Origin of the sequence: Leucobacter salsicius M1-8, assembly GCF_000350525.1 — a bacterium.
GTDB classification, from domain to species: Bacteria; Actinomycetota; Actinomycetes; order Actinomycetales; family Microbacteriaceae; genus Leucobacter; species Leucobacter salsicius.
The window spans coordinates 202,300-226,760 of sequence record NZ_AOCN01000015.1 but is presented as its reverse complement, the minus strand read 5'-3'; the positions used below and the strand labels follow the sequence as shown (position 1 = coordinate 226,760).

The 24,461-nt window shown below is 65.7% G+C and carries 20 protein-coding genes, 1 tRNA gene and 1 riboswitch; of the genes, 13 read left to right on the top strand and 8 right to left on the bottom strand.

What is annotated here, in order from left to right; genetic code table 11:
* Positions 1-17 precede the first annotated feature (17 nt).
* The 3 genes from C795_RS0106185 to C795_RS0106175 are packed head-to-tail and all read right to left on the bottom strand — an operon-like array spanning position 18 to position 2,886.
* Positions 18-1,394, bottom strand: coding sequence for a cryptochrome/photolyase family protein (locus tag C795_RS0106185; RefSeq protein WP_017792888.1), 1,377 nt, complete (start codon positions 1,392-1,394; stop codon positions 18-20).
* Entirely contained in the window at positions 1,391-2,287 is an 897-nt protein-coding gene (locus C795_RS0106180; RefSeq protein WP_017792887.1) for a TIGR01777 family oxidoreductase, read from the bottom strand. Before C795_RS0106180 ends, C795_RS0106185 begins: the two co-directional genes overlap by 4 nt.
* 26 nt (positions 2,288-2,313) lie before the next feature.
* Positions 2,314-2,886 carry a MarR family winged helix-turn-helix transcriptional regulator gene (locus C795_RS0106175; protein WP_017792886.1) on the bottom strand — a complete coding sequence of 191 codons (573 nt, stop codon included), beginning with the start codon at positions 2,884-2,886 and terminating at the stop codon, positions 2,314-2,316.
* 74 nt (positions 2,887-2,960) lie between these two features.
* On the opposite strand from C795_RS0106175, the gene C795_RS15370 reads away from it, so the two are divergent.
* A complete protein-coding gene (locus tag C795_RS15370; protein ID WP_051053766.1) occupies positions 2,961-5,147 on the top strand; it encodes an MMPL family transporter in 2,187 nt (728 codons plus the stop codon).
* A gap of 83 nt (positions 5,148-5,230) precedes the next feature.
* Here the strand turns inward: C795_RS15370 and C795_RS0106165 are convergent, their stop codons facing one another.
* Positions 5,231-5,917 (bottom strand): fasciclin domain-containing protein, encoded by a 687-nt coding sequence (locus tag C795_RS0106165; protein ID WP_017792884.1) that lies wholly within the window; start codon positions 5,915-5,917, stop codon positions 5,231-5,233.
* Positions 5,918-6,077: 160 nt separating this feature from the next.
* On the opposite strand from C795_RS0106165, the gene C795_RS0106160 reads away from it, so the two are divergent.
* The 3 genes from C795_RS0106160 to C795_RS0106150 are packed head-to-tail and all read left to right on the top strand — an operon-like array spanning position 6,078 to position 9,217.
* The gene (locus C795_RS0106160; protein ID WP_017792883.1) at positions 6,078-7,799 is read left to right on the top strand and encodes a cytochrome c biogenesis protein DipZ; all 1,722 of its coding nucleotides are present in this window, start codon (positions 6,078-6,080) and stop codon (positions 7,797-7,799) included.
* A 42-nt stretch (positions 7,800-7,841) separates the two neighbouring features.
* Entirely contained in the window at positions 7,842-8,441 is a 600-nt protein-coding gene (locus tag C795_RS0106155) for a sigma-70 family RNA polymerase sigma factor (protein WP_026139490.1), read from the top strand.
* A complete protein-coding gene (locus C795_RS0106150) occupies positions 8,438-9,217 on the top strand; it encodes an anti-sigma factor (RefSeq protein ID WP_017792881.1) in 780 nt (259 codons plus the stop codon). The genes C795_RS0106155 and C795_RS0106150 overlap by 4 nt, the downstream gene beginning before the upstream one ends.
* Before the next feature lie 100 nt (positions 9,218-9,317).
* On the opposite strand, the gene C795_RS15365 is transcribed toward C795_RS0106150, so the two are convergent.
* From C795_RS15365 to C795_RS15360, 4 genes are all read right to left on the bottom strand, one after another.
* Positions 9,318-10,874: an amino acid permease gene (locus C795_RS15365; RefSeq protein ID WP_083879145.1), complete on the bottom strand. Its 1,557-nt coding sequence runs from the start codon at positions 10,872-10,874 to the stop codon at positions 9,318-9,320.
* 225 nt (positions 10,875-11,099) lie between these two features.
* A tRNA-Ser gene (locus C795_RS0106140) sits at positions 11,100-11,191 on the bottom strand.
* A gap of 119 nt (positions 11,192-11,310) precedes the next feature.
* Positions 11,311-12,585, bottom strand: coding sequence for an LCP family protein (locus tag C795_RS0106135; RefSeq protein WP_017792879.1), 1,275 nt, complete (start codon positions 12,583-12,585; stop codon positions 11,311-11,313).
* Positions 12,586-12,765: 180 nt separating this feature from the next.
* Positions 12,766-14,283: a hypothetical protein gene (locus C795_RS15360; protein ID WP_033349205.1), complete on the bottom strand. Its 1,518-nt coding sequence runs from the start codon at positions 14,281-14,283 to the stop codon at positions 12,766-12,768.
* A 144-nt stretch (positions 14,284-14,427) separates the two neighbouring features.
* Here C795_RS15360 and C795_RS0106125 point away from each other — a divergent pair, with 144 nt between their 5' ends.
* The 9 genes from C795_RS0106125 to ribH all read left to right on the top strand — a co-directional run bounded on the left by C795_RS0106125 (position 14,428) and on the right by ribH (position 24,437).
* Entirely contained in the window at positions 14,428-15,306 is an 879-nt protein-coding gene (locus C795_RS0106125; RefSeq protein ID WP_017792878.1) for an exodeoxyribonuclease III, read from the top strand.
* A gap of 45 nt (positions 15,307-15,351) precedes the next feature.
* Positions 15,352-16,212, top strand: coding sequence for an exodeoxyribonuclease III (locus tag C795_RS0106120; protein ID WP_017792877.1), 861 nt, complete (start codon positions 15,352-15,354; stop codon positions 16,210-16,212).
* Between the two features lie 208 nt (positions 16,213-16,420).
* Complete coding sequence (gene trpS / locus C795_RS0106115; RefSeq protein ID WP_017792876.1) at positions 16,421-17,428, top strand: tryptophan--tRNA ligase; 1,008 nt, start codon at positions 16,421-16,423, stop codon at positions 17,426-17,428.
* Positions 17,429-17,575: 147 nt separating this feature from the next.
* Entirely contained in the window at positions 17,576-19,741 is a 2,166-nt protein-coding gene (locus tag C795_RS0106110) for a bifunctional lysylphosphatidylglycerol flippase/synthetase MprF (RefSeq protein WP_017792875.1), read from the top strand.
* Positions 19,738-20,529, top strand: a complete 792-nt coding sequence (locus C795_RS0106105) for a DUF1345 domain-containing protein (protein WP_232225447.1) — start codon at positions 19,738-19,740, stop codon at positions 20,527-20,529. The genes C795_RS0106110 and C795_RS0106105 overlap by 4 nt, the downstream gene beginning before the upstream one ends.
* Positions 20,530-20,581: 52 nt before the next feature.
* A riboswitch (FMN riboswitch) is annotated at positions 20,582-20,722 on the top strand.
* Between the two features lie 56 nt (positions 20,723-20,778).
* Complete coding sequence (locus tag C795_RS0106100; protein ID WP_017792873.1) at positions 20,779-21,948, top strand: bifunctional diaminohydroxyphosphoribosylaminopyrimidine deaminase/5-amino-6-(5-phosphoribosylamino)uracil reductase RibD; 1,170 nt, start codon at positions 20,779-20,781, stop codon at positions 21,946-21,948.
* The gene (locus C795_RS0106095; protein WP_017792872.1) at positions 21,948-22,634 is read left to right on the top strand and encodes a riboflavin synthase; all 687 of its coding nucleotides are present in this window, start codon (positions 21,948-21,950) and stop codon (positions 22,632-22,634) included. The genes C795_RS0106100 and C795_RS0106095 overlap by 1 nt, the downstream gene beginning before the upstream one ends.
* Positions 22,631-23,902 (top strand): bifunctional 3,4-dihydroxy-2-butanone-4-phosphate synthase/GTP cyclohydrolase II, encoded by a 1,272-nt coding sequence (locus C795_RS0106090; protein ID WP_017792871.1) that lies wholly within the window; start codon positions 22,631-22,633, stop codon positions 23,900-23,902. Before C795_RS0106095 ends, C795_RS0106090 begins: the two co-directional genes overlap by 4 nt.
* A 43-nt stretch (positions 23,903-23,945) precedes the next feature.
* On the top strand, positions 23,946-24,437 hold the full coding sequence (gene ribH, locus C795_RS0106085) for a 6,7-dimethyl-8-ribityllumazine synthase (RefSeq protein WP_017792870.1): 492 nt from the start codon (positions 23,946-23,948) through the stop codon (positions 24,435-24,437).
* The last annotated feature ends 24 nt before the right edge of the window (positions 24,438-24,461 follow it).

Sequence of the window (24,461 nt, the reverse complement as noted above, 5' to 3'; positions counted from 1 at the left end):
GGGGTGCCGTCGAGGTCCTAGCACTGAGGGCGGGTCGCCGCTTTCACCGCGTCAAAGCGCGCGAGCGCATCGATGCGACTGGCACGCAGGTCCACGATCGGCGGGGTGGCCATCGCATCAGTTGCCCACGTTCGCTGGTACTCCCCGTTCGCGTCAAACTTCTTTGCCTGCAGCTCGGGGTTGAAGATGCGAAAGTACGGCGCCGCGTCGAGACCGCATCCGGCGACCCATTGCCAGTTGAATGGGTTACTGGCCTGATCCGCGTCGACGAGGGTGTCCCAGAACCAGGCTTCCCCCTCGCGCCAGTCGATTCCCAGATTCTTGGTGAGCAGCGACGCCGTGATCATGCGGGCGCGATTGTGCATGGTTCCCGAATGCCACAGCTCCCGCATGCCCGCGTCCACCACCGTGAACCCGGTTTCCCCGCGCTGCCAGGCGGTGAGCAGCGCAGCGTGCTCGCTTTCAGGTCGCAAAGCCCAGGCGTGGGGATCAAACCGACCATCAAGGCTCTCCAGGTGCAGGTCGGGGTGGTGGTACAGCGTGTGCCACGCGAACTCTCGCCACCCGATCTCCGACAGGAAGCTGCCCACCGGCTGCCCCGAGTCGATGGCCGCATGCCACACCTGCCGCGGGGAGATCTCGCCCCAGCGCAGGTGCGGGGACAGCTCTGAGGTGCCCTGCACCCCAAGCTGGTCGCGCGCGGCATCGTAGAACTCAGCGGGCCCAGCCAAGAACGCTGCGAGACGTGCATGCGCGTGCGCCTCACCCGGTGTCCAGCGCGCACGCAGCCCACCTGCCCAGTCCGGCCCCTCGGGCAGTAGGCCCCACGCTGCAAGCGCGTCGTTCGCAGGGGTGCGATCGCTGCGAACGAGCACCTGTGGGGCGGCTGCCGGGGCGACGGGAGAGGGGAGCCGCAGCAGCTGCCGCCAGAACGCCGAGTACACCCGGTAGGGAGTGCCCGACTCCGTGGCGATGGTCCACGGTTCGTGCAGCAGGCCACCCCGGTACGAGTGAGCGGCCACGCCCGTGGCACGCAGCGACGCTTTGAGACGCGCATCGATGTCACGCTCGGCACCGCCGTAGCGACGATTCCAGACCACCTGCGTCGCCCGGGATTCTGCCACGACCTGCGGCACAATGTCTTGAGCGGCGCCGCGACGCAGAACGAGTGGCACACCGAGCTGCTCGAGGGCGGCAGCCAGCTCAGTCAGCGAGTGGTGCAGCCACCACTTCGCCGCACCACCGAGTGGCCGCACTCCTGAAGAGACCTCGTCGAGCACGAACAGGCAGATTACCGGGCCTTGCTCGGCCGCTGCGGCGAGCGCCGGATGGTCCGCGATGCGCAGGTCATCGCGAAAACACACGACCGTGGAGTGCGGTGCAGCGTCGCTCACGAAATGCTCGCCCGAATCGCGTCTCGTGCCGTCTCATGGCTGAACGTGAATCCCGTACGCGTGAGCACTGCGGGCTCGACGTTTGCGTCGGCGAGCAGCAGCGAATCGGTGGCGTCCCTGCTCAGCACCGGCCGCAGCGCAAACGCAGGCGCGGGAACCCAGAAGGGGCGGTGCAGCGCCCGTGCCAGCTCTCGCCCGATTTCTGCGTTCGTGGCAAGAACCGGGCCGGCGAGGTTCACGGGCCCCGTGATCCGGCGGTCCAGAATGTGCAGGATCGCGCGCACCTCGTCCTCGAGCGAGATCCACGGCCACACCTGCTTTCCACTGCCGAGTGGGCCGCCCAGACCTAGTCGCGTGAGCCGGATCATGGGGCGCAAGACGCCCTCGGGGTGCAAAATGGGTGAGGTGCGCAGCAGGGCGACGCCCGTCACGTCACTGGCACGGAGCGCCTCGGCCTCCCATTCCGCGCAGAGCCGCGCAAGGAAGGTGTCGCCCCCGGTGGATTGCTCCGTGAGCCGCGCGCCCGGCACCGAGCCATAGAAGCCACTCGCGGAGGCAGACAGCAGCGCGGGAACCGCTTCCCCGCGGGCAGCGAGCGCGTGCAGTGCGTCGACAATCGTGCGCGTCGCGTCGATGCGCGACCGCCACAGTTCGTCGCGATAGCGGGGGGTCCAGGGGAGCCTGCCGACGCTGGCGCCGCCGAGCGAGATGACGGCGTCGACGCCGCTGAGTGCGCCAGGGTCGAGGCGCCCCGTGGCGGGGACCCAGCTCACCTCGTTTGGGGCGGTAGCTGCCCGCCGCACGAGATGCACGACTTCGTCGCCGCGTTCGCGCAACGCTGCCGTAAGTGCGGTACCAATGAGGCCCGAACCTCCTGCGATGACGATGTTCATGGTGCTCCTCTCCCTACTGCATACGGTCAGTGCGCGCCGGTCGCCCAGGGCTCCTGTGAAATGTCGAGTTCGTTCGCCATATCGGACAGGAATCGGGTGACCACTTCGCGCTCGTCCGCGGTGAGTCGTGCCGCAGCCTGAAACCGCTTCGCCTGCTGGCGTCCGACGGTCTGCATTGCGGCTTCGTGTGTCTCGGGTGTGATCTCGATCGCAAATGCACGGCGGTCACGGGGGTGAATCGCGCGCGTGACATGCCCGCCCCGCTCCAGGCGGTCCAGAAGCTTCGTCGTTGAGGCTGTTGAAATCTTGAGGTGAGCGGCCAGCGCCCCCGGGGTCACCACTTCGCCAGTGTTGGACTTCACAATCAGAAAGTGGAGCGCCCGCATGTCGGTGCGGCCCAGCTTCATGTAAGCGAGGGAAGCCTCCGAGAGGCGGTCCTCGGCCGCCCGGAGTGCTCCCAGTGCAGCCATAATGCCACCAATTTGCCGCATCGAATCGGCATCGATGTGGGATCGATCGATGAGGCGGCTCTGCGGGTCATTAGCTTCGACGTCGTAGAGCCCCGGTGCGCCTTCCGGCGCTGGATCATGCTGGGCCATGGTGCTATATTAGCCGACAGAATATATAAACTGTTGGATATTAATTAACCTGGCTAGACAAATCGGAGGGTGTCATGAATCCGGATCCCGCAACCGCTCAGGCTGCACCACAACACGCGAACTCAAGACGTCGGCGCTGGGCCCGTATACTGATTCCTGCCCTACTCATACTCCTGTGGGTGGGTGCGGGGAGCGTGGGCGGCCCCTACTTCGGCAAGATCAGCGAGGTGTCGTCAAACGACCAGACCGCTTACCTACCGAGCTCAGCCGACGCTACCCAGGTGCAAGAACGGCTCTCGGACTTTCGCGATTCCGAAGCGATCCCCGCGGTCGTCGTCATCACGGGCGACGAGAAGCTCACGCCCGAGCAGCTCACGCGGCTGTCCGACACGGTTGCCGCACTGCCTCAGTCGGTGCCCAACGTCTCGACCGATATCTCACCCCTGATTCCCTCTGAGGACGGCAAGGCGGCGCAGGCGTTCGTGCCTATCGAGGGCAAGGACACGATTCGCGAGGCTACCACCGCCATCGGTGACGAGCTACGCGCGGCCGCCCCCGACGGCGTGCAGGTGTATGTCACCGGCCCCGCTGGCTTCACCGCCGACCTCGTGAACGGGTTCTCGGGCATTGACGGAATTCTGCTGGGCGTCGCCCTGCTCGCGGTCTTCATCATTCTGATCGTGGTCTACCGCTCCCTGTTGCTTCCGGTAGCGGTCCTCACCACGAGCCTCATGGCACTCACGGTTGCACTACTCGTCAACTGGTGGCTCGCGAAGTGGGGGCTCTTCATGCTCTCAGGCCAGACCCAGGGCATTCTCTTCATTCTGGTGATCGGTGCCGCCACCGACTACTCGCTGCTCTATGTCTCTCGTTTCCGTGAGCAGCTACGCATCACGCAGGATCGCGGTACCGCAACGAAACAGGCCATTCGTGGCTCATTCGAGCCGATCCTCGCCTCTGGCGGTACGGTCATCGCGGGCCTGCTGTGCCTGCTGTTGTCAGATCTCAAATCCAACAGCTCACTCGGCCCCGTCGCCTCGGTGGGCATCGTGTTCGCGATGCTCGCGGCACTCACGCTGCTGCCCGCGATCCTGTTCGCGTTTGGGCGTGCGGCGTTCTGGCCCAAGCGCCCCCACTACGAACCCGAGGCCGTGGCCGCAGAGCACGGGATGCCCAGGGGCGTATGGGCCCGCCTGGCCAAGCGCATTCGCGAGCGCCCGCGCCCGATCTGGATCGTCACGGCACTCGTGCTGCTCCTGGGCATGTTTGGTGCGAGCCAGCTCGACGCGTCGGGCGTACCGCAGTCAGATCTGGTGCTCGGTGCGAGCGAGGCACGCGACGGCCAGAAGGCGCTCGGCGAGCACTTCCCCGGCGGATCAGGTAGCCCGGTGTACGTGCTCACCCCCGAAGCCGATCTGCAGCGGGCAGCTCAAACCCTCATCGACACCCAGGGTGTCGACAGCGTCACCGTCGTTGCGACCGACTCCCCCAGCGGCACCGCCCCGGTCACCGCCGACGGCGTGCAACCGCTCGGACCTCCTGGGACCCCAGCCCCCGCACCCACGGTGTCGCGAGGAGACGTGCTGCTGCAGGCGACCCTCACTGACGCCGCAGACTCAGATGCGGCGGAGCAAACGGTGCGCTCGATCCGGAGCGAACTCGCGGGCACGAGCGCGCTCGTGGGAGGAGTGACGGCGACCGCTGTCGACACGAACGACGCCTCGATCCACGACCGCACGCTCATCATTCCCGTGGTGCTCCTCGTGATCCTGCTGATTCTGATGGTGCTGCTGCGGTCGATTCTGGCCCCGATCATCCTGATTGCCACGACCGTCCTGTCGTTCGGTACCGCGCTCGGCGTAGCCGCGCTCGTGTTCAATCACGTCTTCGACTTCCCCGGTGCAGACCCAGCCGTGCCGCTGTACGGCTTCGTCTTCCTCGTCGCCCTCGGCATTGACTACAACATTTTCTTGATGACCCGAGTGCGCGAAGAGTCGATCGCACACGGCACGCGCGAGGGCATTGCGCGCGGGCTCTCCATTACCGGTGGCGTCATTACCTCCGCCGGCCTGGTACTCGCGGCGACGTTTGCGGCCCTCGCCGTGATTCCAATCCTGTTCCTCGCGCAGATCGCGTTCATCGTCGCATTCGGTGTGCTGCTCGACACGTTCATCGTGCGCTCGCTGCTCGTGCCCGCACTCGCAACCGACATTGGGCGCAAGATTTGGTGGCCGTCCAAGCTGGCGCAAGGCAAGGAGTAGCTACAACTAGCCGAGGGCGGTGCACCATCCTGAGATGGTGCACCGCCCTCGGCTGCTTGATGGGGGGCTCAAGTCTTGTTGCGCTACTGGCCTGCCGGCGGCATCAGTACCGTGTCGACGAGGTACACCACAGCGTTTGCAGTCTGCACTCCGCCACACACCACGTTCGCGCCATTGACCTTCAGGTTGTCGCCCGATCCGGTCACCTCGAGCGCAGCGCCTTCGACCGTGTCGTGGCTGCCCGCGATGTCAGCGGGCTCGATCTGGCCGGGTACCACGTGGTAGGTGAGGATCTTCGACAGCAGGTCGCTATCGGTCTTCAGTGTGTCGATGGTTGCGGCATCAATCTTGGCAAAGGCATCGTCTACCGGCGCAAACACCGTGAACTCGCTGCCGTTGAGGGTGTCGACTAGGTTCACATCGGGGTTCAGCTTGCCGCTCACCGCCGTGACCAGCGTCGTGAGCATCGGGTTATTCGACGCGGCGACCGCGACGGGATCCTGTGACATGCCCTGGATCGAGCCGTCACCGGTGGGCACGGCCTCTGCGTAGGCGGCGCAGCCCGAGCCGACAAGGTTTGCGGCAGGATCGGCCATGGCGCCGTCCATCTCAGGCGTTTCCTGGGGCGCCGTTGATTCAGCTGCCGCATCATTCTGGGATTGCTTCGTTCCCTCATCGGCGGGCGCATCCATCGAGCAGCCAGTCAACGCAACTGCTCCTGCGAACGTCAAAGCGAAGGCCGCGCCGATCATCTTGCGGGTGGTAGTCATGATGTCCTCCTCATTGTGGAACCACGGTGTCCCGCGGCTTAACTCTCATTCGGAGCCCTCACGAAATCGGATTGCATGTTCTGAGAAATTTTTTTGGCACGGTATCCCGGCAATCCAAATCGCTTGCCGCTCCGAATACCTCGCAACAAGAGGAGGCACCATGGATACAGTGCTCATCGGCCTGCTGGGCGGGCTCATTACCGGCATTTCGCCGTGCATTTTGCCGGTGCTGCCGGTCATTTTTCTGACCGCGGGCGCGCAGTCCGCCCGCATTGGAGAAAGCCCCGAGGTCATTCCGGCTCCGCGCAGCCGCCCCTACTTCGTCATCGCGGGGCTGGTGGTGAGTTTCACCGCGGTGACCCTGGTCGGGTCGATCGTGCTCGGATTCTTCTCGTTGCCCCAGGACGCGATCCGCTGGGCGGGCGTCGCCGTGCTCGTCGCGATCGGTGTTGGCATGTTGTTTCCCCGCGTCGAGCAGCTGCTGGAGCGCCCGTTCCAATGGTTACCCCGCCGCAAGGTCAACGAGAAGGGCAACGGATTTGGGATGGGGCTCGCCCTCGGCGCGGTCTTCGTGCCCTGCGCCGGGCCAGTGCTCGCGGCCATCATCGTGGCTGGCTCCACCGGCTCGATTGGCGTCGGCACCATCACGCTCACCGTCTCATTCGCCATCGGCGTCGCGCTGCCGCTGCTCGCATTCGCGCTCGCTGGCCGCGGGCTCACCGAGCGGTTGCGCGCGTTTCGCAAGCGCGAGCGCGGGATCCGGATCACCGCCGCGATCGCGCTGCTCGCGCTCGCAGTCGGCCTCGCTTTCAATGTGCCACAGGCGATCCAGCGACTGATTCCCGACTACACCGCGGGGCTGCAGCAGGATCTTGCCACGAGCGATTCTGCCAAGCGGGCCCTCGATCTCGGCGGCCTCGTCACCGACGAGAACCGTGAACTCGACCAGTGCACAAACGGTGCCACCGAGCTTGAGAGCTGTGGCACCGCCCCCAGCATTCGCGGCATAGATGGGTGGCTGAATACCCCGGGCGGCGAAGCCGTAGATCTCACGGAGCTGCGCGGCCAAGTCGTGCTGATCGATTTCTGGGCCTACTCGTGCATCAACTGTCAGCGGTCGATCCCCCACGTTGTTGCGTGGGATCGCGCCTACCGCGACGCCGGGCTCCAGGTGATCGGCGTCCACTCCCCCGAGTATCCATTCGAGAAGAACGCGCAGAACGTCGCAGACGCGGCCCGCGGGTTCGGAATTGAGTACCCCGTCGCGCTCGACAACTCGCTTTCTACCTGGACCAACTACCGCAACCGCTACTGGCCCGCGCACTACCTGATCGATGCTCAGGGCATCGTGCGGCACATCTCGTTCGGCGAGGGCAACTACGAGGCCACTGAGCGCATGATTCGCGAGCTGTTGCAAGACGCGAACCCCGGCACGAAGCTCCCAGCGAGCACCGACACGAAGGACACGACCCCCGAGGTCGGTTCAACCACCCGCGAGACGTTTCTCGGCTACGCAAAGGACGTGAACTTCGCCGGCCCCGGCGCCTACGGTGCGGGTGAGCGGCGCTTCTCTCTCCCTTCGGCCCAGCCCGAAGACACCTTTGCGCTCAAGGGCGAGTGGAATATCCAAAGCCAGTTCGCGACACCGACCGCGCCAGCAGGCTCTGCAACAATCAGCCTGAGCTACCGCGCCACTGAGGTGCGCGTGGTGGTCGCGGGCGAGGGCCAGCTTAAAGTGCGCGACGACTCTGGCGCTCGCACCGTCGAGGTCTCAGGCACTCCCCGTTCCTACTCCTTGCTGGGATCCGGATCGCCTACAGCCGGACTGCTCGAACTCGAGGTGCCCGCGGGGGTGGAAGTGTATTCATTCACCTTTGGGTAAGAAACTCCTGCCAAGAAGACGCGGAAAGCGGGTGAGTACGGCATGCTGAGGGAGATGGTGATCGACGGCTGCGACATTCCCGAGGACGGGACAGGCGTTGACCCTGCCGACGGTGCCCTCGTCAGGGTGGCAGAGGGAGACCAGCGGGCATTCGCGTCGCTCTACGACATGCTGTCGGCAAGAGCGTTCGGCCTCATCAAGCGTGTGCTCGTCGACCATGCGCAGAGTGAGGAAGTGCTGCAAGAGGTGTTTCTTGAGGTCTGGCAGCGGGCTACCTCGTATTCGCCCGAGCGAGGCAGCGCACGTACCTGGGTCTTGACCATGGCGCATCGCCGATCTGTTGACAGGGTGCGTGCAGCCCAGGCCAGCGCGGGGCGCGACATGCGTGCCGGGCTCCGCGAGCTGTACGCAGCTCCGGTTCCAGTTGAAGAGCACGTCGAACTGCTGGTCGACGGCACCGAAGCTGCGGAAGCGCTTCAGCTCCTCCCCGAGGTGCAACGTGAACCACTCATGCTGGCCTACTTTGGCGGGTACACCCAGCAAGAAATCGCAGTGTTGCTTGGCGCCCCGCTCGGAACGATCAAGACGCGCATGCGAGACGGCCTGTCTCGACTGCGCGTGACCATGGAGGGAGCATCATGAATCTCCAAGATTTTCGGCAGCTCTCAGCTGGCCACGCGCTGCACGCGCTCAGCCCCGAGGACGAGATCGCCTTCGCTCACGCGCTCGTGGCACACCCCGAGTGGCAGCTCATCGTCGACGAGGATCTCGAGGCCGCCGCAACCATTGGCGACGCCTCGCCCAACGCGACCCCCGCCCCGAGCGTGCGAGCCAATCTCCTCGAACTGATCGGCAATATGTCGCAGCAGCCCGCCGGTGGTTCACCGGCTGCTGAGCTCGCTCCACCCGTAGTGTCTGCATCGCTCTCAGCGCCCGTCGACCACAAGTCTCGTGCGCCGAGGGCACGCCGGCGCGCCCTCTGGGTAGGAGCGTTCGCGCTTGCGGCGTCGGTGGCCGTGTTGACTGCCGTCACACTGGGGCCGCAGCTTTTCGGGCCAGGCCCGAGCCTCGCAAATGTGGCCCTCACCGAAGTGTCCCAGGCAAGCGACGCCCAGGAGCAAACCGTTCAGGTTTCTGGCGGCGGCAACGCGACACTGCACTGGTCCGACGAACTCGATCGCGCCGTACTCGTGGCTGAGCAGCTTCCGAAGTTGGCGGACGATAAAGACGTTGAGGTGTGGCTCGTGAGGGGCGAAACTCCCATCTCTGTGGGCGTGCTCGCGCCGGATGATGAGCCGGCGGTGCTCGATGGCTTCCGTCCCGGAGACGTGGTCGCACTGACCGTTGAGGCGGCTGGCGGATCGCCCAGCGGTGCACCGACCACCGACCCCATCGCCGCAATCACGACCGTCTCGTAGGCGGCCCTCTCACCGGCCAACAAAACGCAGGTGGCCCTCGAGGATGCCGTAGTGGTTACGGGACCTTCGAGGGCCACATGGAGCGCAGAGCGCTCGGGTGTTACGCGCGCGGCTGCTGCGATCCGGCGCCTTCTATGTCAGACGCGGCTACCGGAGTCGCCGCCGCAGATGATTCCGCCTGCAGCCGCTGGGCCAGCTCTGCCGCCGAGGGTTCGGGGAACGCGCGCTTCGCACGCACGCGTGCGAGCCGCTTGCGCACCGCAGGCCAGAAGATTGCGAGCACACCAACCGACACCAGGCTCGTCCACACCTGGGTGCGCGTGCCTTCGCCACTCACGACCATGATGACGATGATGCCCACCACTGACGCGATCACGAGGATACCGAGCCAGGGATGCAGCCACATCTTGAGCTCGAGGCCGGCGACCTCCTCCTTGCTCATGCGTGAACGCATGCGGATCTGCGTCGCGGCAATGAACGCGTAGACCAACAGTGCGACGAGGCCGGCCGAGTTCATGATGAAGTCGAAGATGCCCGAATCGGGGGCCGCGAAGTTCACGATCACGGCGGCGTATCCGCCGAGCGTCGAGGCGAGCACTGCCGCCACGGGCACGCCGTTCTTGGACCGCTTTGCCACGATGCCGGGGGCGTAGCCCTGGTCGGCGAGCGCTGCGAACATGCGGGCGGCCGAGTAGAGGCCCGAGTTGAGTACCGAGCAGACCGCGGTCAGCGTGACGGCGCTCATGATGACCCCTGCGGCGGGGATGCCGTACATCGTGAAGAGGTGCACGAAGGGGCCCTCGACCTGGGGGTCGGGCAGCTGGTTCCAGGGCACGATCATGACGATCAGGAACACGGCACCCACGAAGAACAGCAAGATGCGCCACACGACCGTGGTCGTGGCCTGGCGTACGCCCTTCGCGGGGTCCTCGGATTCAGAGGCGGCCATCACAGCGATCTCAGTGCCGAAGTACGAGAAGATCACGATCGCGACGCCCGCGATGATCGGCCAGACGCCATTGGGGGCGAAGCCGCCGTGCTGCCACAGGTTGGGCAGCGAGAACGAGCCGCCGGGCCAGAAGCCGAGCGCAAACAGGACGCCGACGCCGAGGAACACCACGATCGCGACGACCTTGATGCTGGCTAGCCAGAACTCGACCTCACCAAACGAACGCACTGAGACGAGGTTCGTGATGGTGAAGATGAGCATCATGGAGATCGAGAAGACCCACTCGGGCACTCCGGGCATCCAGCCGTGCAGGATCGAACCGCTTACGACGGCTTCGAACGCGATGACCCCCACCCAGAAGTACCAGTACAGCCAGCCCACGAAGTAGGCGGCCCAGTCGCCGAGGCCGACTCGCGCGTACTCCATGAACGAACCGGTGGACGGCCGTGCTGCCGCCATTTCGCCCAGCATGCGCATCGCAAGGAACACGAGGATGCCGCCGATGAGGTACGAAACGAGCGCCGCGGGGCCCACGTTTCGGATCACGTTGCCCGAGCCTACGAACAGGCTTGCGCCGATGATGCCGCCGAGGGTGATCATCGTAATGTGTCGAGAGGCCAGCTTTTTTGAGCCGCTCTTGCTCGACGGTGAAATCACTTGAGCCGCCGATGTGGCCGGTGAAACTGGACGATTGTAATTCGCTCGCATGCTGCCCTTCTTCGCGTCAGTGCGGGTGACCCAGACAGGCTACGGGCGGCGCGGCGCACAGCTCCACGCGGTATTGCACAGTCTTGTGCGCAGGGTTTGTGCACTTTTGCCAGTGCGATTGATTCGCTTGTCGGCGCTGCGTCACGCTCGGGTTTCGTGTCGCCCCGCGAACGCAAAAACCCCTCAAGACTCGCAGCGCATTGCGCGAATCTTGAGGGGTAAATCTGGCGGAGACGGGGGGATTTGAACCCCCGGTCAGGTTTAAGCCCAACACTTCATTAGCAGTGAAGCCCGTTCGGCCGCTCCGGCACGTCTCCTAGGTGTAAACACCATTGCCCATCCTAACGGACGGATCCCGCTCACGAGAAATCGTGAGCGGGATCCGTGTCGGCGTGTCTCAAAAGTCAACGCCCGTTCCGAGAATGTCGAGAATGGCTTAGAACACCGTGCGCCCGGCCGAGCAGGTTTCCTTACTGGCCTGCTGCCCGGTAATACCGTCGGGCAACTTCACCGGTCCATCCGTGGCAGCCGGCGGGGTTGCGCCTTCCTCTGGCACGGGCGCCACTGATGGATCAGCGGCTGGGTCGGTCGTCGGGTCGGTAGCGGGGTCGGCAGCCGGGTCCTCGCCCTCCGTCGCCACGCCTTCACCCACGGCCGAGACCTCAAATGGCTGGCCGCTCATGACAATGTCCATGAGCGCTTGCCCGTTGACATAGTCAGGCGTCAGACGCCCTTCTTCGTAGGGATGCGAGAACGACGGGTACTGCACAAAGTTGATGCGGTCGAGGTCGATGTCCTTGACCGTGCCTGCGATGGCCTGCATGAACTGCACACTCGCCATGTTCTTCGACAGCGTCATGTTTTCGACGCCCGCCTTTGCAAGGCCGTACACCTTCACCGGGTCCGAGAGCGTGTCTGCGCTCTTCAGCTTGCGCAGCAGGGCAGACATAAAGACCTGCTGGTTGCTGATGCGGCTCGTATCGCCGCCGTCGCCGACGCCGTGGCGCGTGCGCAGAAACTGCAGCGCCTCGAGGCCCTGGAGGTTGTTCATGCCGGCGGGCAGGTCGAGGTCCGCATGCGGATCAACGATGGGCTGCGCGAGACAGACTTCCACGCCGCCGAGCGCGTTCGAGACCCCGATCACGCCGTCAAACGAGATCAGCCCGGCGTACGGAATTTCCATGCCCGTGAGTGAAGAAATCGTGGCCGCCACGCACGGCAGCCCGCCGTACGAGATAGCAGTGTTGAGCTGCTGCTCGCTCATTGCCGAGTAGTAGTCGGGCTCCCCGTTCGGTCCCGGGCAGCCCGGGATCGGCACCATCAGGTCACGCGGAAAGCTAATAACCGTGGCGTTCTTGTGGTCTGCCGAGACGTGCAGAAGCAGGTTGACGTCGTTGAGCTCGCCCTCTTCACCATCATTGATGGTCTGGCCGGCACGTGAGTCCGTGCCCGCAAGCAGAATCGTGAGCGCCCCGTCAATCGACTGGCTGCCCGCTCCTACCGCGTCGCCGCTGTTGCCGAGATCGACCGTCTGAATATCCTTTGTGAGACCCCACACCGCATAGGACACTGTGGCGACTCCGCTGAGCACCACCACGATGGCAGTCGTCAGCAGGATGCGCAGCGCGTTGCTCCAGCTCTTTGAGCGGCGCAGCTTGCCATGGCGCACGAACGTCGACCGTTGTGATCCGTCAGCGAGTTTCTTGCTCATTCAGTATTCCCCGTGTCTTTTGATGCGCGTCGCGCACTTGACCGAGCCTTAAACCTACCCGAATCCACTGTGCAGGCCCTTGGAACAAACTGCACGACCACGGTGAGAACGCCGCGACCGTGCAGCTTGTGTCTTGCTCGTGCGACCACCGAGACGAGCTCGGGGCCGCACGACTCCCCGTCAGTCACGCACTACGCGTGCCCTGATCCGGCGGTGTCCGCTAGCCGCAGCCATGGTGACGAGGCCCGCAAGTACCACGGCCCCCGCAACTGCCATTCCCTCACTGCCACCGCTCGCACCGGTGACCGCGAGCTTGGGGGCTACCGAGGTCACGATGACCTTGGGCGGCGGAGTGTAGGAGGTGGTCACAACCGGAGGTACCGGTGGTGTTGGCGGTACTGGCGGTACTGGCGGTTCCGGCGGGCAGGGCGTCAGCTCTGCCGTAGCCGTCGCCACAGTCTCACCAACCGAGGCTTGTGCCGTGTACATGCCTGGACCGCTGAGTGGCACAGTCACGGCGAACTCGGTTGCAGTTGCCACCACGTCTTCCGACCAAGTCCCGTCGCTGCCCACGAGGGCACCGAGGGCACCGAGGGCCCCGGCGCTATCCTTCTGCAGTGTCACGTGATAGGTGGTACCCACCACCGCACCGCTGATGATCAGGGTGCCCGAAGTTGCCGGGACACCGCCTGGGGCTCCGCACTGATCGAATGCGATGGCCAACGCCAGCTCGGGCGGTATCGGCGGGCACGGCGTCAGCGTGGCCGTTGCCGTGTCGGAGTCGTCACCGTGACTCACCGTCACCGCATACTCGGCGGCTCCCGTCAGCGGCACTACAACGTCGAGCGTTATCGCGGTAGCGACCACGTCGTCAGACCATACCTCCGCACCGTCCTTGGTGAGGGAGAAATGGTAGCTCTGCCCAACCACCGCACCGAGCACGTGAGCCTTGGCCGTGGTTGCCATCTCGCCACCGGGCACCGTGCACTCATCGAGCGAGACAGCCACGCTGAGCGGCACCGTCGGCACCGGCTCGTCACACCGCACGATCACGAACGATGTGCTCGAGACCTGGTAGTGGCCGCCGTTGAACAGGGTGACGGTGTATGAGCCCTCGCCGTTCAGCGGCAGCTCATAGTCCCCACTCCCAGACACGAGCACCTCGGGGGCACTCCATCCACCAATCGAGATACCTAGCCAAAAGGTGCCCGCTGGCACCGTGACGTGCGCTGTGATGCTCGTCGGCAGCGGCGCATCGACCGCCACACATTCGGGCGGTGTGACGGATACCGCGGGGGTCACCGGCGGCGGATACTGCGAAGCCGAGCTTCGCGCCCCCTGGTCCGTGCGTTCGGGAGCCGCGACCTGCGGCTCGGGAGCCTCGATGACTTGAGCGGGTTCCGCAGCCGGCTTGGGGGCCGGCTCGGGCGCTGCCACGGGTTCCGGGGCCTCCGCCGGCTCGGGCACCGCCTCAGGCACGGGCACCGCCACGGGCGCCGGATCGGGAACCACCTCGGGAGCAGCCTCCGGATCTGCCGATTCGGCAGCAGTTACAGTGGCCGCCTGATCCGGAACGGTGGCCTGCGCCGCCCAGGCACCGGGCCCAAACGTGAGGACCGCCGCGAACAGGATCGCGGCGAGGCCGCGACCCCCTCGACGACGGGACGGGCCTTGCCCGCCGTAATTTTGAGAGTGCATCGACTTCCCCAATGCTCCAGCGCATCCCTCAGGCGCTCGGTGAATGCCGTGAACGCGCAACTGATTGAGTTGCAGACTATGACCGATCGCGGCTTTTCACATCGTGACGAATTACGTATCTATGCCGACGGCTAGGCTTAAGGCATGCGCATTGCCACTTGGAACGTCAACTCGATCCGTACCCGCGTCGGCCGTGTCGTCGACTGGCTCGTGCGCGAGGACATCGACGTGCTCGCCATGCAAGAGATCAAGTGCCGCCCCGACCAGTTTCCCGTCGAGGCGTTTGAGCGCGCGGGCTACAAGCTCGAGATCCACGGCCTCAATCAGTGGAACGGCGTCGCCTTCGCCAGCCGCCACGAGATGACCGATGTCGCGCGCGAGTTCGACGGCATGCCCGGATTCGGCAAGCCGATCAAGGGCCAGGAAGAGATCCAGGGCGAGGGCCCCAACGGCCTGCCGCTCGAGGCCCGCGCCCTCGGTGTCACCGTGGGCGATCTGCGGCTGTGGAGCCTCTATGTTCCCAACGGGCGCGGCATCGACGATCTGCACTACACCTACAAGCTCGAGTGGCTCGATGCGTTGCGTCGCAACGCTGAGACGTGGCTTGATGAGGATCCGGATCTGCCGCTCGCCCTCATGGGTGACTGGAACATTGCGCCATTCGACGCCGACATGGGCGACCCGTCGTTCACGGTGGGCAAGTCGACGCACGTGTCGGCCCCCGAGCGTTCGATGTTTGAGTCATTCGCGCCGCTTGTCGAGGACGTCGTGCGCCCGATCGTGCCCGAAGGATTCACCTTCTGGGACTACAAGGCTGGCCGGTTCCCCAAGGATGAGGGCATGCGCATCGACTTCATCATGGCGTCGCAGGGCTTCGCCGATGCGGTGACCGGCGCCGCGATTCACCGCGACGAGCGCCGCGGCGACGCCCCGAGCGACCACGTGCCCGTCGTCGCCGAGATTGACCCGTCGCTGCTCGGCGGCACGTTCGAGGATGATTACGACCGCCCGATGGTGTTCTAGCCGCACCCTCCCCTGACCCGAGTTCAACTCGGTAGACTGGCACGCATGGTCGAATCCCTGCGCGTCGCCTCAGTCAACGTCAACGGCATCCGTGCCGCCTACCGCAAGGGCATGGGCGAGTGGCTCGCGTCTCGCGACGTCGATATCCTCGCGATGCAAGAGGTTCGCGCGCAAGACGAGCACCTGCAGCAGTTCTTGGGCGACGCCGGCTGGCACTGGCTCCACGACCCCTGCGACATCAAGGGCCGCGCGGGCGTCGCAATCGCGAGCCGCGTCCCGTCACTCGCGCACCGCGTGGGCCTCGGCGCTGCGGACGCGCAGGTTCGCATCCAGTCGTCAGGCCGCTGGCTTGAGGCCGACTTCGAGCTGGGCGGCAAGCCGTTCACCGTCGTCAGCAACTACACCCACTCGGGTGAGGTCGGGTCGCCCCGTCAGGAAGCCAAGTGGGCGTTCCTCGATGCGATGGGCGAGCGCATGAGCGAACTCGACACCGAGGGCGCACTCGTCTCGATCGTCGGCGACTTCAACGTGGGCCACCGCGAGCTCGACATCAAGAACTGGAAAGGCAACGTCAAGAAGTCGGGCTTCCTGCCGCAGGAGCGCGCCTACTTCGACCGCTACTTCGGCCCCAAGGGCGAAACCGTCGTGGGTGTCGACGGATCAGAAGGCCCCGGCTTCGGCTGGGTCGACGTCGGCCGCCGCTGGGCCGGCGAGGTCGACGGCCCCTACTCGTGGTGGTCCAACCGCGGCCAGGCGTTCGACAACGACACCGGCTGGCGCATCGACTACCACGTGGTCACGCCCGCACTCGGTGAGCGCGTCGAGAACTACGTCATTGATCGGGCGGCCTCCTACGATGAGCGATGGTCGGATCACGCGCCCGTCGTTGTTGACTACCGCGTTTAGTTCGATTTCTGCCGCTGGGAGGCTGGGCTTTGGGCCCGCCGCTCTCCGGTCGCACGGGCTTCGCCGGTGCTCCTGCCAGGCCCGACCAATCGGCGGGCCCAAAGCCCAGCCTCCCAGCTCCCTAGGTCGCTAACGCGGTGGGCAGCAGCGGCGGGTGCGGCCCCGAATTTTTGAATTTCCCTTTTACCTTTAGCGAAGAAGCACCATCATGACTGAAACCTCCAAGCCCGTACTCTTCTCGGGCATGCAGCCCTCCGCCGATTCCCTGCAGCTCGGCAACTACATTGGCGCCCTGAGCCAGTGGACCAAGATGCAGGAGGACTACGACGCGTTCTTCTGCGTGGTCAATCTCCACGCCATTACCGTTCCGCAGGATCCGGCGGGCCTCGTGGCCCGTACGCGCCGTACCGCCGCGCAGTACATTGCTGCGGGCATCGACCCGGCGAAGTCGACCCTGTTCGTGCAGTCGCACGTGTCGGCGCACGCCGAGCTCGCCTGGGTACTGAACACGCTCACCGGGTTTGGTGAGGCTGGCCGCATGACTCAGTTCAAGGACAAGTCGCAGAAGCAGGGCACCGACACCGCTTCGGTCGGACTGTTCACCTACCCGATTCTGATGGCCGCCGACATTCTGCTCTACCAGGCCGCTTCGGTGCCGGTGGGCGAAGACCAGCGCCAGCACGTCGAGCTCACGCGCGACCTGGCTAACCGGTTCAACTCACGCTTCGGCGACACCTTCCTGGTGCCCGAGGCGCACATCTCCAAGGGCACCGCGAAGGTCTATGACCTGCAGGTGCCCACCGCGAAGATGTCGAAGTCGGCCGAGTCCGACGCGGGCCTCGTCAACGTGCTCGACCCCGCGAACGTGACCAAGAAGAAGATCATGCGCGCGGTCACCGACGACGAGGGCGTGGTGCGGTTCGACCGCGAGACCAAGCCCGGCGTCTCAAACCTGCTCACCATCTACTCGGTGCTGTCGGGGCAGTCGGTTGATTCGGTTGTCGCCGAGTACGACGGCCGCGGCTACGGCGACCTCAAGAAGGGTCTCGTCGAGGTCGTCGAGGGCAGCCTCGCCCCCGTCCGCGAGCGCACCGAAGAACTGCTCTCAGACCCGGCCGAGCTCGATCGACTGCTCGCACAGGGTGCCGAGCGCGCGAACGAGGTCGCCGGTCGCACCCTCGACCTCGTGTACGAGCGAATCGGCCTGATGCGCTAACCGCACGGTGAACTCCGCTCGGAGATCCCGCGTTTCTCGGATCAAAATCACGATTTTTGTTCGTTTGACGTGGGATCTCCGCATTTAGGCACACCCCGCCGGTGGCGTCAGGCTACAGCCGCGCCCCTAACTTCATAGACTGTGTGTATGAACGACACTGCGGTCAGCGAAACCAGCACGGGAGCCAACCCCGAAATCAAGGGATCCGGCCGCGCCACAGGCTTCGTTCGGGTGCTGCGACGCACGCCCTTTACCGCCGCCTTCGTGGTCGCAATGCTCGTTGTCGGAGTCGCCACGGGCAGCCTGTGGGCAGCCGCCGCCGACCAGCCGTGGTACCACGAGGTCGCAACCGGGCTCCCCGCGTTTGCTGAGGGCCGCTGGTGGTCAGTGTTCACGGCGCTGTTCTTCGTGGACCACCCGTGGGTCTACCTCACCCTGATGCCGCTCGTGATCGGCGGGCTCGGCTGGGCTGAGTGGCAGTTCGGGTCCCTGCGCACGGCCGGGCTCTTTCTCGGCGGCCACATCGTCGGCGTTGTTGGCGCGGCCGCCCTTCTCGCCGCTGCCTCCCAGTCGGGCTCGCACTGGATCGACCGGCTCTCCACCGTCTATGACGTGGGCCCGTCGTGCGGCGCACTCACCGCGCTCGTATTCGCCATCGCCACCCTGCCCTCCCCGTGGCGGCTTCGCGCTCGCATTGGCATCTTCCTGTGGACAACGATCTCGGTGTTCTATCTCGGCAACATTCATGACCTAGAGCACGCCATCGCCATGGCGGTCGCGCTCACCGTGAGCGGACTCATGCCCGCGTTCCGCCGCCCGGCAGGTCGCCCCAGCACGCGCGAGTGGCGGTTCCTCGCGTTTGTCGGCGTCATCGCGATCGGTGCGATCCAGGTGCTTGACCTCATCGTGCCCTACAACGGCCCGCTCGGGCAGAATCAGCCCATCGCCTCGTTCATCGACGTCGCCATCGACGTGGTTGTCATCGCGTTGATTGCTAACGGCTTGCGCGGCGGACACAAGGTTGCATGGGTGTTCGGGCTTGTTCTGGGCATCTACAACCTCGTCACCGCCGTGCTGGCCGTCCTCGCGGTGCCCCTCATGCTCAAGTTTGAGCTGATTGACACCCCGTTTGACATCATTGGGCTGGCCCTCGCCCCGAGCGTGCTCTGGGCCGCGATGCTCGTCATCCTGCTTGTTGCTCGTGGTGCCTTTCGGGTACCGCTTCGTCGTTCACGTCGTACCCTCTCGGCCGGGCGCCTCACGCGCGAGGAGCTGATTGCGCGGCTCGAACGGTTTGGCGGCGGCACGATATCTTGGATGACCACGTGGAATCTGAACCGTCGCATCAGCACCACGTCTGCGGGGGCCATCGCGTACCAGGCTCACTCCGGCGTCGCCATTATGCTCGGCGACCCGATCGTTGCAGCAGGTGCCGAGAGCTCGACACTCAAGGATTTTGCGAGCGTGACCCAACACGCGGGCCTCATTCCGTGCGCCTTTTCAGTGAGCGCGGCGGTCGCCGAGGCTCGCCCCGAGGGTTGGCGCTCGGTGATCGTCGCCGAGGACACGATCGTGGACCTTCCGGGGCTCCAGTTCAAGGGCAAGGTTTGGGGCGCCGTGCGCACCGCCATCAACCGCGCCGCCCGTGAGAACATCGAATTTCGCATGGTCACGCTCGCCGACGAGCCCTGGTCGACGCTCGCTCAGGTACGCGCAATCTCTGAGCAGTGGTCGGGAGACAAAGGCCTGCCCGAAATGAGATTTACACTCGGCACCGTCGATGAGGCGCTCGACCCCCGCGTACGCGTGGGCATCGCCGTCGACACTGACGGCAGCTTGCACGGCATCACCTCGTGGCTGCCGGTGTACGGCGTTCCCGACCCCGACACCGGCGAGCCCCGAGTGGCGGGTTGGACCCTCGATCTGATGCGCCGCCGCGATGGCGGCTTCGGCCCTGTGATGGAGTTCCTCATCGCCTCGTCCGCCCAGCATTTCTCCGAACAGGGCTACGAGTTCGTGTCTCTTTCGGGCGCACCCCTCGTACGCCCTGAAAACGCAGAAGCTGGCCCCATCGATCAGGTGCTCACGGGCGTGGGTGAGCTCATTGAGCCCCTCTACGGGTTCAAGTCTCTGCACCGTTTCAAGCAAAAGTTCAATCCCCGTCACGAGTCGCTACATCTCATTTTTCGGGACGAGGGTGATCTGCCCCGCATTGGCATCGCACTCACTCGCGCCTACCTGCCCGATGCAAGCCTGCGCGACCTGCTTTCTTCGGCCACCACCAAACCCAATACCCAGGGGAAGGCCGCGTGAGCCGGTCGTCTGCCCCCAACGCCGTATCTGGACGAGGGCTCGGGGAAGGTCGCGGCCCGGTCGCGCCCCGGGCCAGCGGGCCGGCACGGGGCAGATCCTCTCGGGTGCGCACCCCCGTAGCCTTCACCACCGCAATGATCGGGATCCTGATGCAGGTTTGGCTGGTCTGGGTCGGAGGCCACGTGTTGTGGGGCGGCGACAACCCAGATGATCCGAACGATCTGGGCCTGCTCTTAAGTTGGTGCCTCACCGCAACCGTCTACTTGGCCGCGACGGCACTCACCCTGACCGTCATCGCGCGCTCCCCGCACCCCGATTCACGCCTCACCCAGGCAATCGTTGGGCACCCACTCTCGCGCTGGCTGTCGATCATTATGTCCTTTGGAGCGAGCGGGATTGGACTCACAGTCGCAATCGAACTCATCGCCGACCAGACCCTCGACAGGGGGGACAGGGCGCTCGAGGGACTGGGAATGTGGGCAATGCTGCTGTCGTGGGCAATGTTTAACTGGGGTTACGCTCGTGTCTACTACTCGCGCTTCCTGCGGGCGCAGACCCCTCCCCTGGAGTTTCCCGGCACGCCCGAGCCACGACTCATCGACTTCGCCTACTTCGCCTTCACAAATGCTACGAACTTTTCGGTCTCAGACGTGAAGGTCGTCGATTCGCATATGCGGTGGACGGTGGTGTGGCACACCACCCTCGCCTTCTTCTTCAACGCCCTCATGATCGGACTTACGATCAACCTGCTCATCAATGGCAATCTGTTCACGGACATCTTCGAATAGCGACGGCCGCGATAATGCGTGCCGGTTCAGCCCGAATCGGGCTACGATGGGAAACGTGTTCCGGGGTCGGTGAGAATCCGAACCGGCGGTGATAGTCCGCGAGCGTCGCATCCGCGATGTTGAACCGGTGAAACTCCGGTACCGACGGTGATGGGCAGTTCTGCTGCTCTAGTCCGGATGAGAGGAATACAGAAGCCGCGGTGATTCGCGGTTCCTGGCGTACCCGGCACGCAGGAAACGGCGGCCGCCATGCTTGACGACTCACGCACCGAAGACACGATCGTTGCCGACGCGATGCACCGCGCGCTCACCATCGCGCGCCGCGGTCCCGCGCTCAACGCGAACCCGCAGGTGGGTTGCGTCATCATCGATGCTCGCGGTGCGATCGTGGCCGAGGGGTGGCATGAGGGTGCCGGATCGCCCCACGCCGAAGCCGCCGCACTCGCCCGGCTGCCCGACTCATGGCGCTCCCGTGCGGGTGAACTCACCGCCGTCGTCACACTCGAGCCGTGCAACCACACGGGCCGCACGGGCCCCTGCGCCGTCGCCCTGCGCGACGCGGGCATCGGCGCCGTCGCCTACGCGCTCGCCGACCCGGGCGGGGCGTCCTCTGACGGGGCCTCGGCCGGAGGCGCCGAGACGCTGCGCGCGGCGGGGATCAGCGTGCGCGCTGGCGTGCTGGCCGCTGAGGCCCGCGAACTGCTCGCCGGCTGGCTGGAACGACAGTCGCCCGTCGCACCCACCTCACCCGACGTGCTGGAGTCTGCAACTCGCACCTCGCGCGGGATGACAGGGGTGGATACTCCCCGCGTGATCGTGAAGTGGGCACAGACCCTCGACGGCCGCGCCGCCGCGGCCGACGGCTCAAGCCAGTGGATCACCGGGGCCGAAGCCCGCGCCGACGTCCACCATCGACGTGCGGCCGCCGACGCAATCCTCGTCGGAACGGGCACACTACTCGCCGACGACCCCAGCCTCACCGCGCGAGACGCCACAGGCGAGCTGCTCGTGCCCGCCGCCGAACAACCAATCCCGGTCATACTCGGCCGACGGGCAATCCCCACCCAGGCCCGCGTCAATAGCCACCCAGCCCTCGCCGCGCACGGCCTCGATGCGCCGCTGCACCTCACCGGCGAGGACCTCGCCACCGACCTCGAGGCGCTCGGGGCACGCGGGATCCGGAGCATTTTTGTCGAGGGCGGCCCCAGGGTCGCGAGCGCGTTTATTGCCGCGGGGCTCGCCCACGAGGTGCTCGTCTACGTCGCCCCGGCCCTACTCGGCGGGCCGATGCTCGCGCTCGGCGACCTCGGGATCGAGAGCATGGACGGCCTGAAGCCGCTGCGGCGAGCGCGGCTCACCCAGCTCGGCGCCGACTGGTTGATCGAAGCCGATATTGACTCCACAGCGAAGGGAATGTGATGTTCACGGGACTCATTGAAGAGGTCGGCGAGATCATCGCGATCGATCCGGTCGACGACTCACTCAGGCTTACGATTCGGGGGCCGCTGGTCACGAGCGATGCCGCACACGGCGCCTCGATCTGCGTGTCGGGGGTGTGCCTCACGGTTGTTGATCGCGACGATGCGGGCGCATTTACCGCCGACGTGATGGCGCAGACGCTGCACATGTCGACGCTCGGTGCGCTCGAGGTGGGCACGCGCGTGAACCTTGAACGGGCGGTGCGCATGGACACCCGCCTCGGCGGCCACATCGTGCAGGGCCACGTCGATGGCACCGCGCGCCTCACCTCAGTCACCGAGCACGAGGCGTGGCGGGTGCTGCGGTTCGAGGTGGCGCGCGAGATCGCGGCGCTGCTCGTCGACAAGGGCTCAATCACGGCCTCGGGCGTCTCACTCACTGTGTCAGACGTGTCTGATCCCGACACCTCGGGGGCGCACTGGTTCGAGGTCTCGCTGATCCCCGAAACCCTTACCGCCACCACGCTCGGCGCGCTCGTCGTGGGCGACCGGGTCAACGTCGAGACCGACACCCTCGCCCGCCACGTCGCCCGCATGCTGCGCATGGGCGTCGCCCCGCTGTCATCTACCCCGCAAGAATCTGACATTGCTGTCACCACCACTTCGACCGAAGGAATCGCATCATGACCTCATCAGGCATCTCCTCCATCACCGAGGCCATCGCCGCCATCAAGGCTGGTCGCCCCGTGATCGTCGCCGACGACGAGGACCGTGAGAATGAGGGTGACGTCATTCTCTCGGCAGAGCTCGCGTCCCCCGAGTGGATCGGGTGGGCCGTGCGCTGGTCGTCGGGGCTTCTCTGCGCCCCCATGTCAAACGACGTCGCTAATCAGCTCGACCTCCCCATGATGGTGGAGCGCAACGAAGACGTGCGGGCGACGGCGTACACCGTGACCGTTGACGCCGCGCAGGGCGTCACGACCGGCATCAGCGCGAGCGACCGCGCGACCACGCTGCGTGCACTCGCCAACCCCGACGCCGTGCCCACCGACGTACACCGCCCCGGCCACATCCTGCCGCTGCGCGCCGTAGACGGCGGCGTGCGCGCCCGCGCCGGCCACACCGAAGCCGGGGTCGAACTGATGAAGCTCGCGGGCCTCTCCCCCGTCGCCGTGATCGGCGAGATCGTCGCCGAGGACGGCGAGATGATGCGGCTGCCCGGACTCATCGAGTTGGGTGCGCAGGAGAACATCCCGGTCATCACGATCGAACAACTGATCGATCATCTCAATGAGATCGATCCTATTGATCCGGATCAGCAGGCCGCTGCCCCGAGGCAGCGCCGAGTCAGCGAGCGCGCCCGCACGATGCTGCCCACCGAGCACGGCGAGTTTCAGACGAGCGCCTACCGCGACCGCCGCGTCGGCGTCGATCACCTCGCGCTCGTCGCACCGCTCCCCGACGGCTCGATGCCGCGGGCTGGAGCGCTCGTGCGGGTGCACTCGGAGTGCATCACGGGCGAGGCGTTTGCGTCGATGAAGTGCGAGTGCGGGCCGCAGCTGCAAGCCTCGCTCGACCTGATTCACGCGCGCGGTGGCGTCGTCGTGTACCTGCGCGGGCACGAGGGCCGAGGCATCGGGCTGGCGAACAAGCTGCGCGCGTACCAGCTGCAGGAGCAGGGCGTCGATACGCTCGATGCCAACCTGCAGCTGGGGTTGCCCGGTGACGCACGCGATTACACGGCGGCGGCCGAGATCATCGCCGATCTGGGACTGACGAGTATCCGTCTGCTCACCAATAACCCCGATAAGGTGTCGCAGCTGCGCGCCCATGGTGTCGACGTTGCCGAGCGGGTGCCGCTCGTGGTCGGCATCACCGAGCACAACATTGGGTATCTCTCGACCAAGCGCGACCGCATGGATCACGAGCTCCCTGGCGACATTCAGACCCCGTAGTACTGCACCCTTCCCCGTTTCACCCCAGCCAAAGGAGTACCCCATGAGCGGAGCCGGAGCTCCAGATCTGTCCGTCGACGCGAGCGGTCTCGCCCTCGCCATCATCGCGGGCTACTGGCACGACGAAGTCCTGAATCCCATGATCGCGGAGGCCGAACGCGCAGCCATCGCGGCGGGCGCAAGCTTCGAGCTGTTTCGCGTGGCGGGGGCGTTCGAGCTGCCCCTCGCCGCGCAGGCCGCGCTGTCAGTGAGCGCGGGCGGCGCAGCGCCCCGCTTCGACGCGGCCGTCTGCCTCGGCGTGATCGTGCGCGGCGGTACGCCGCACTTCGACTACGTCTGCAACGCCGTCACTGACGGCCTCACCCGGGTGCAGCTCGACGCCGGGCGCCCCGTCGGGTTCGGCGTGCTCACCGTCGACACCGAGCAGCAGGCGCTCGATCGTTCGGGCCGCCCCGGTGCCCCCGAGTCCAAGGGTCGCGAGGCCGTCGAGGCGGCACTGCACCTCGCGGTGGCGGCCCGCGCGATCCGGGGCTAGATCAAGCGCTCGCACCAGAACGCA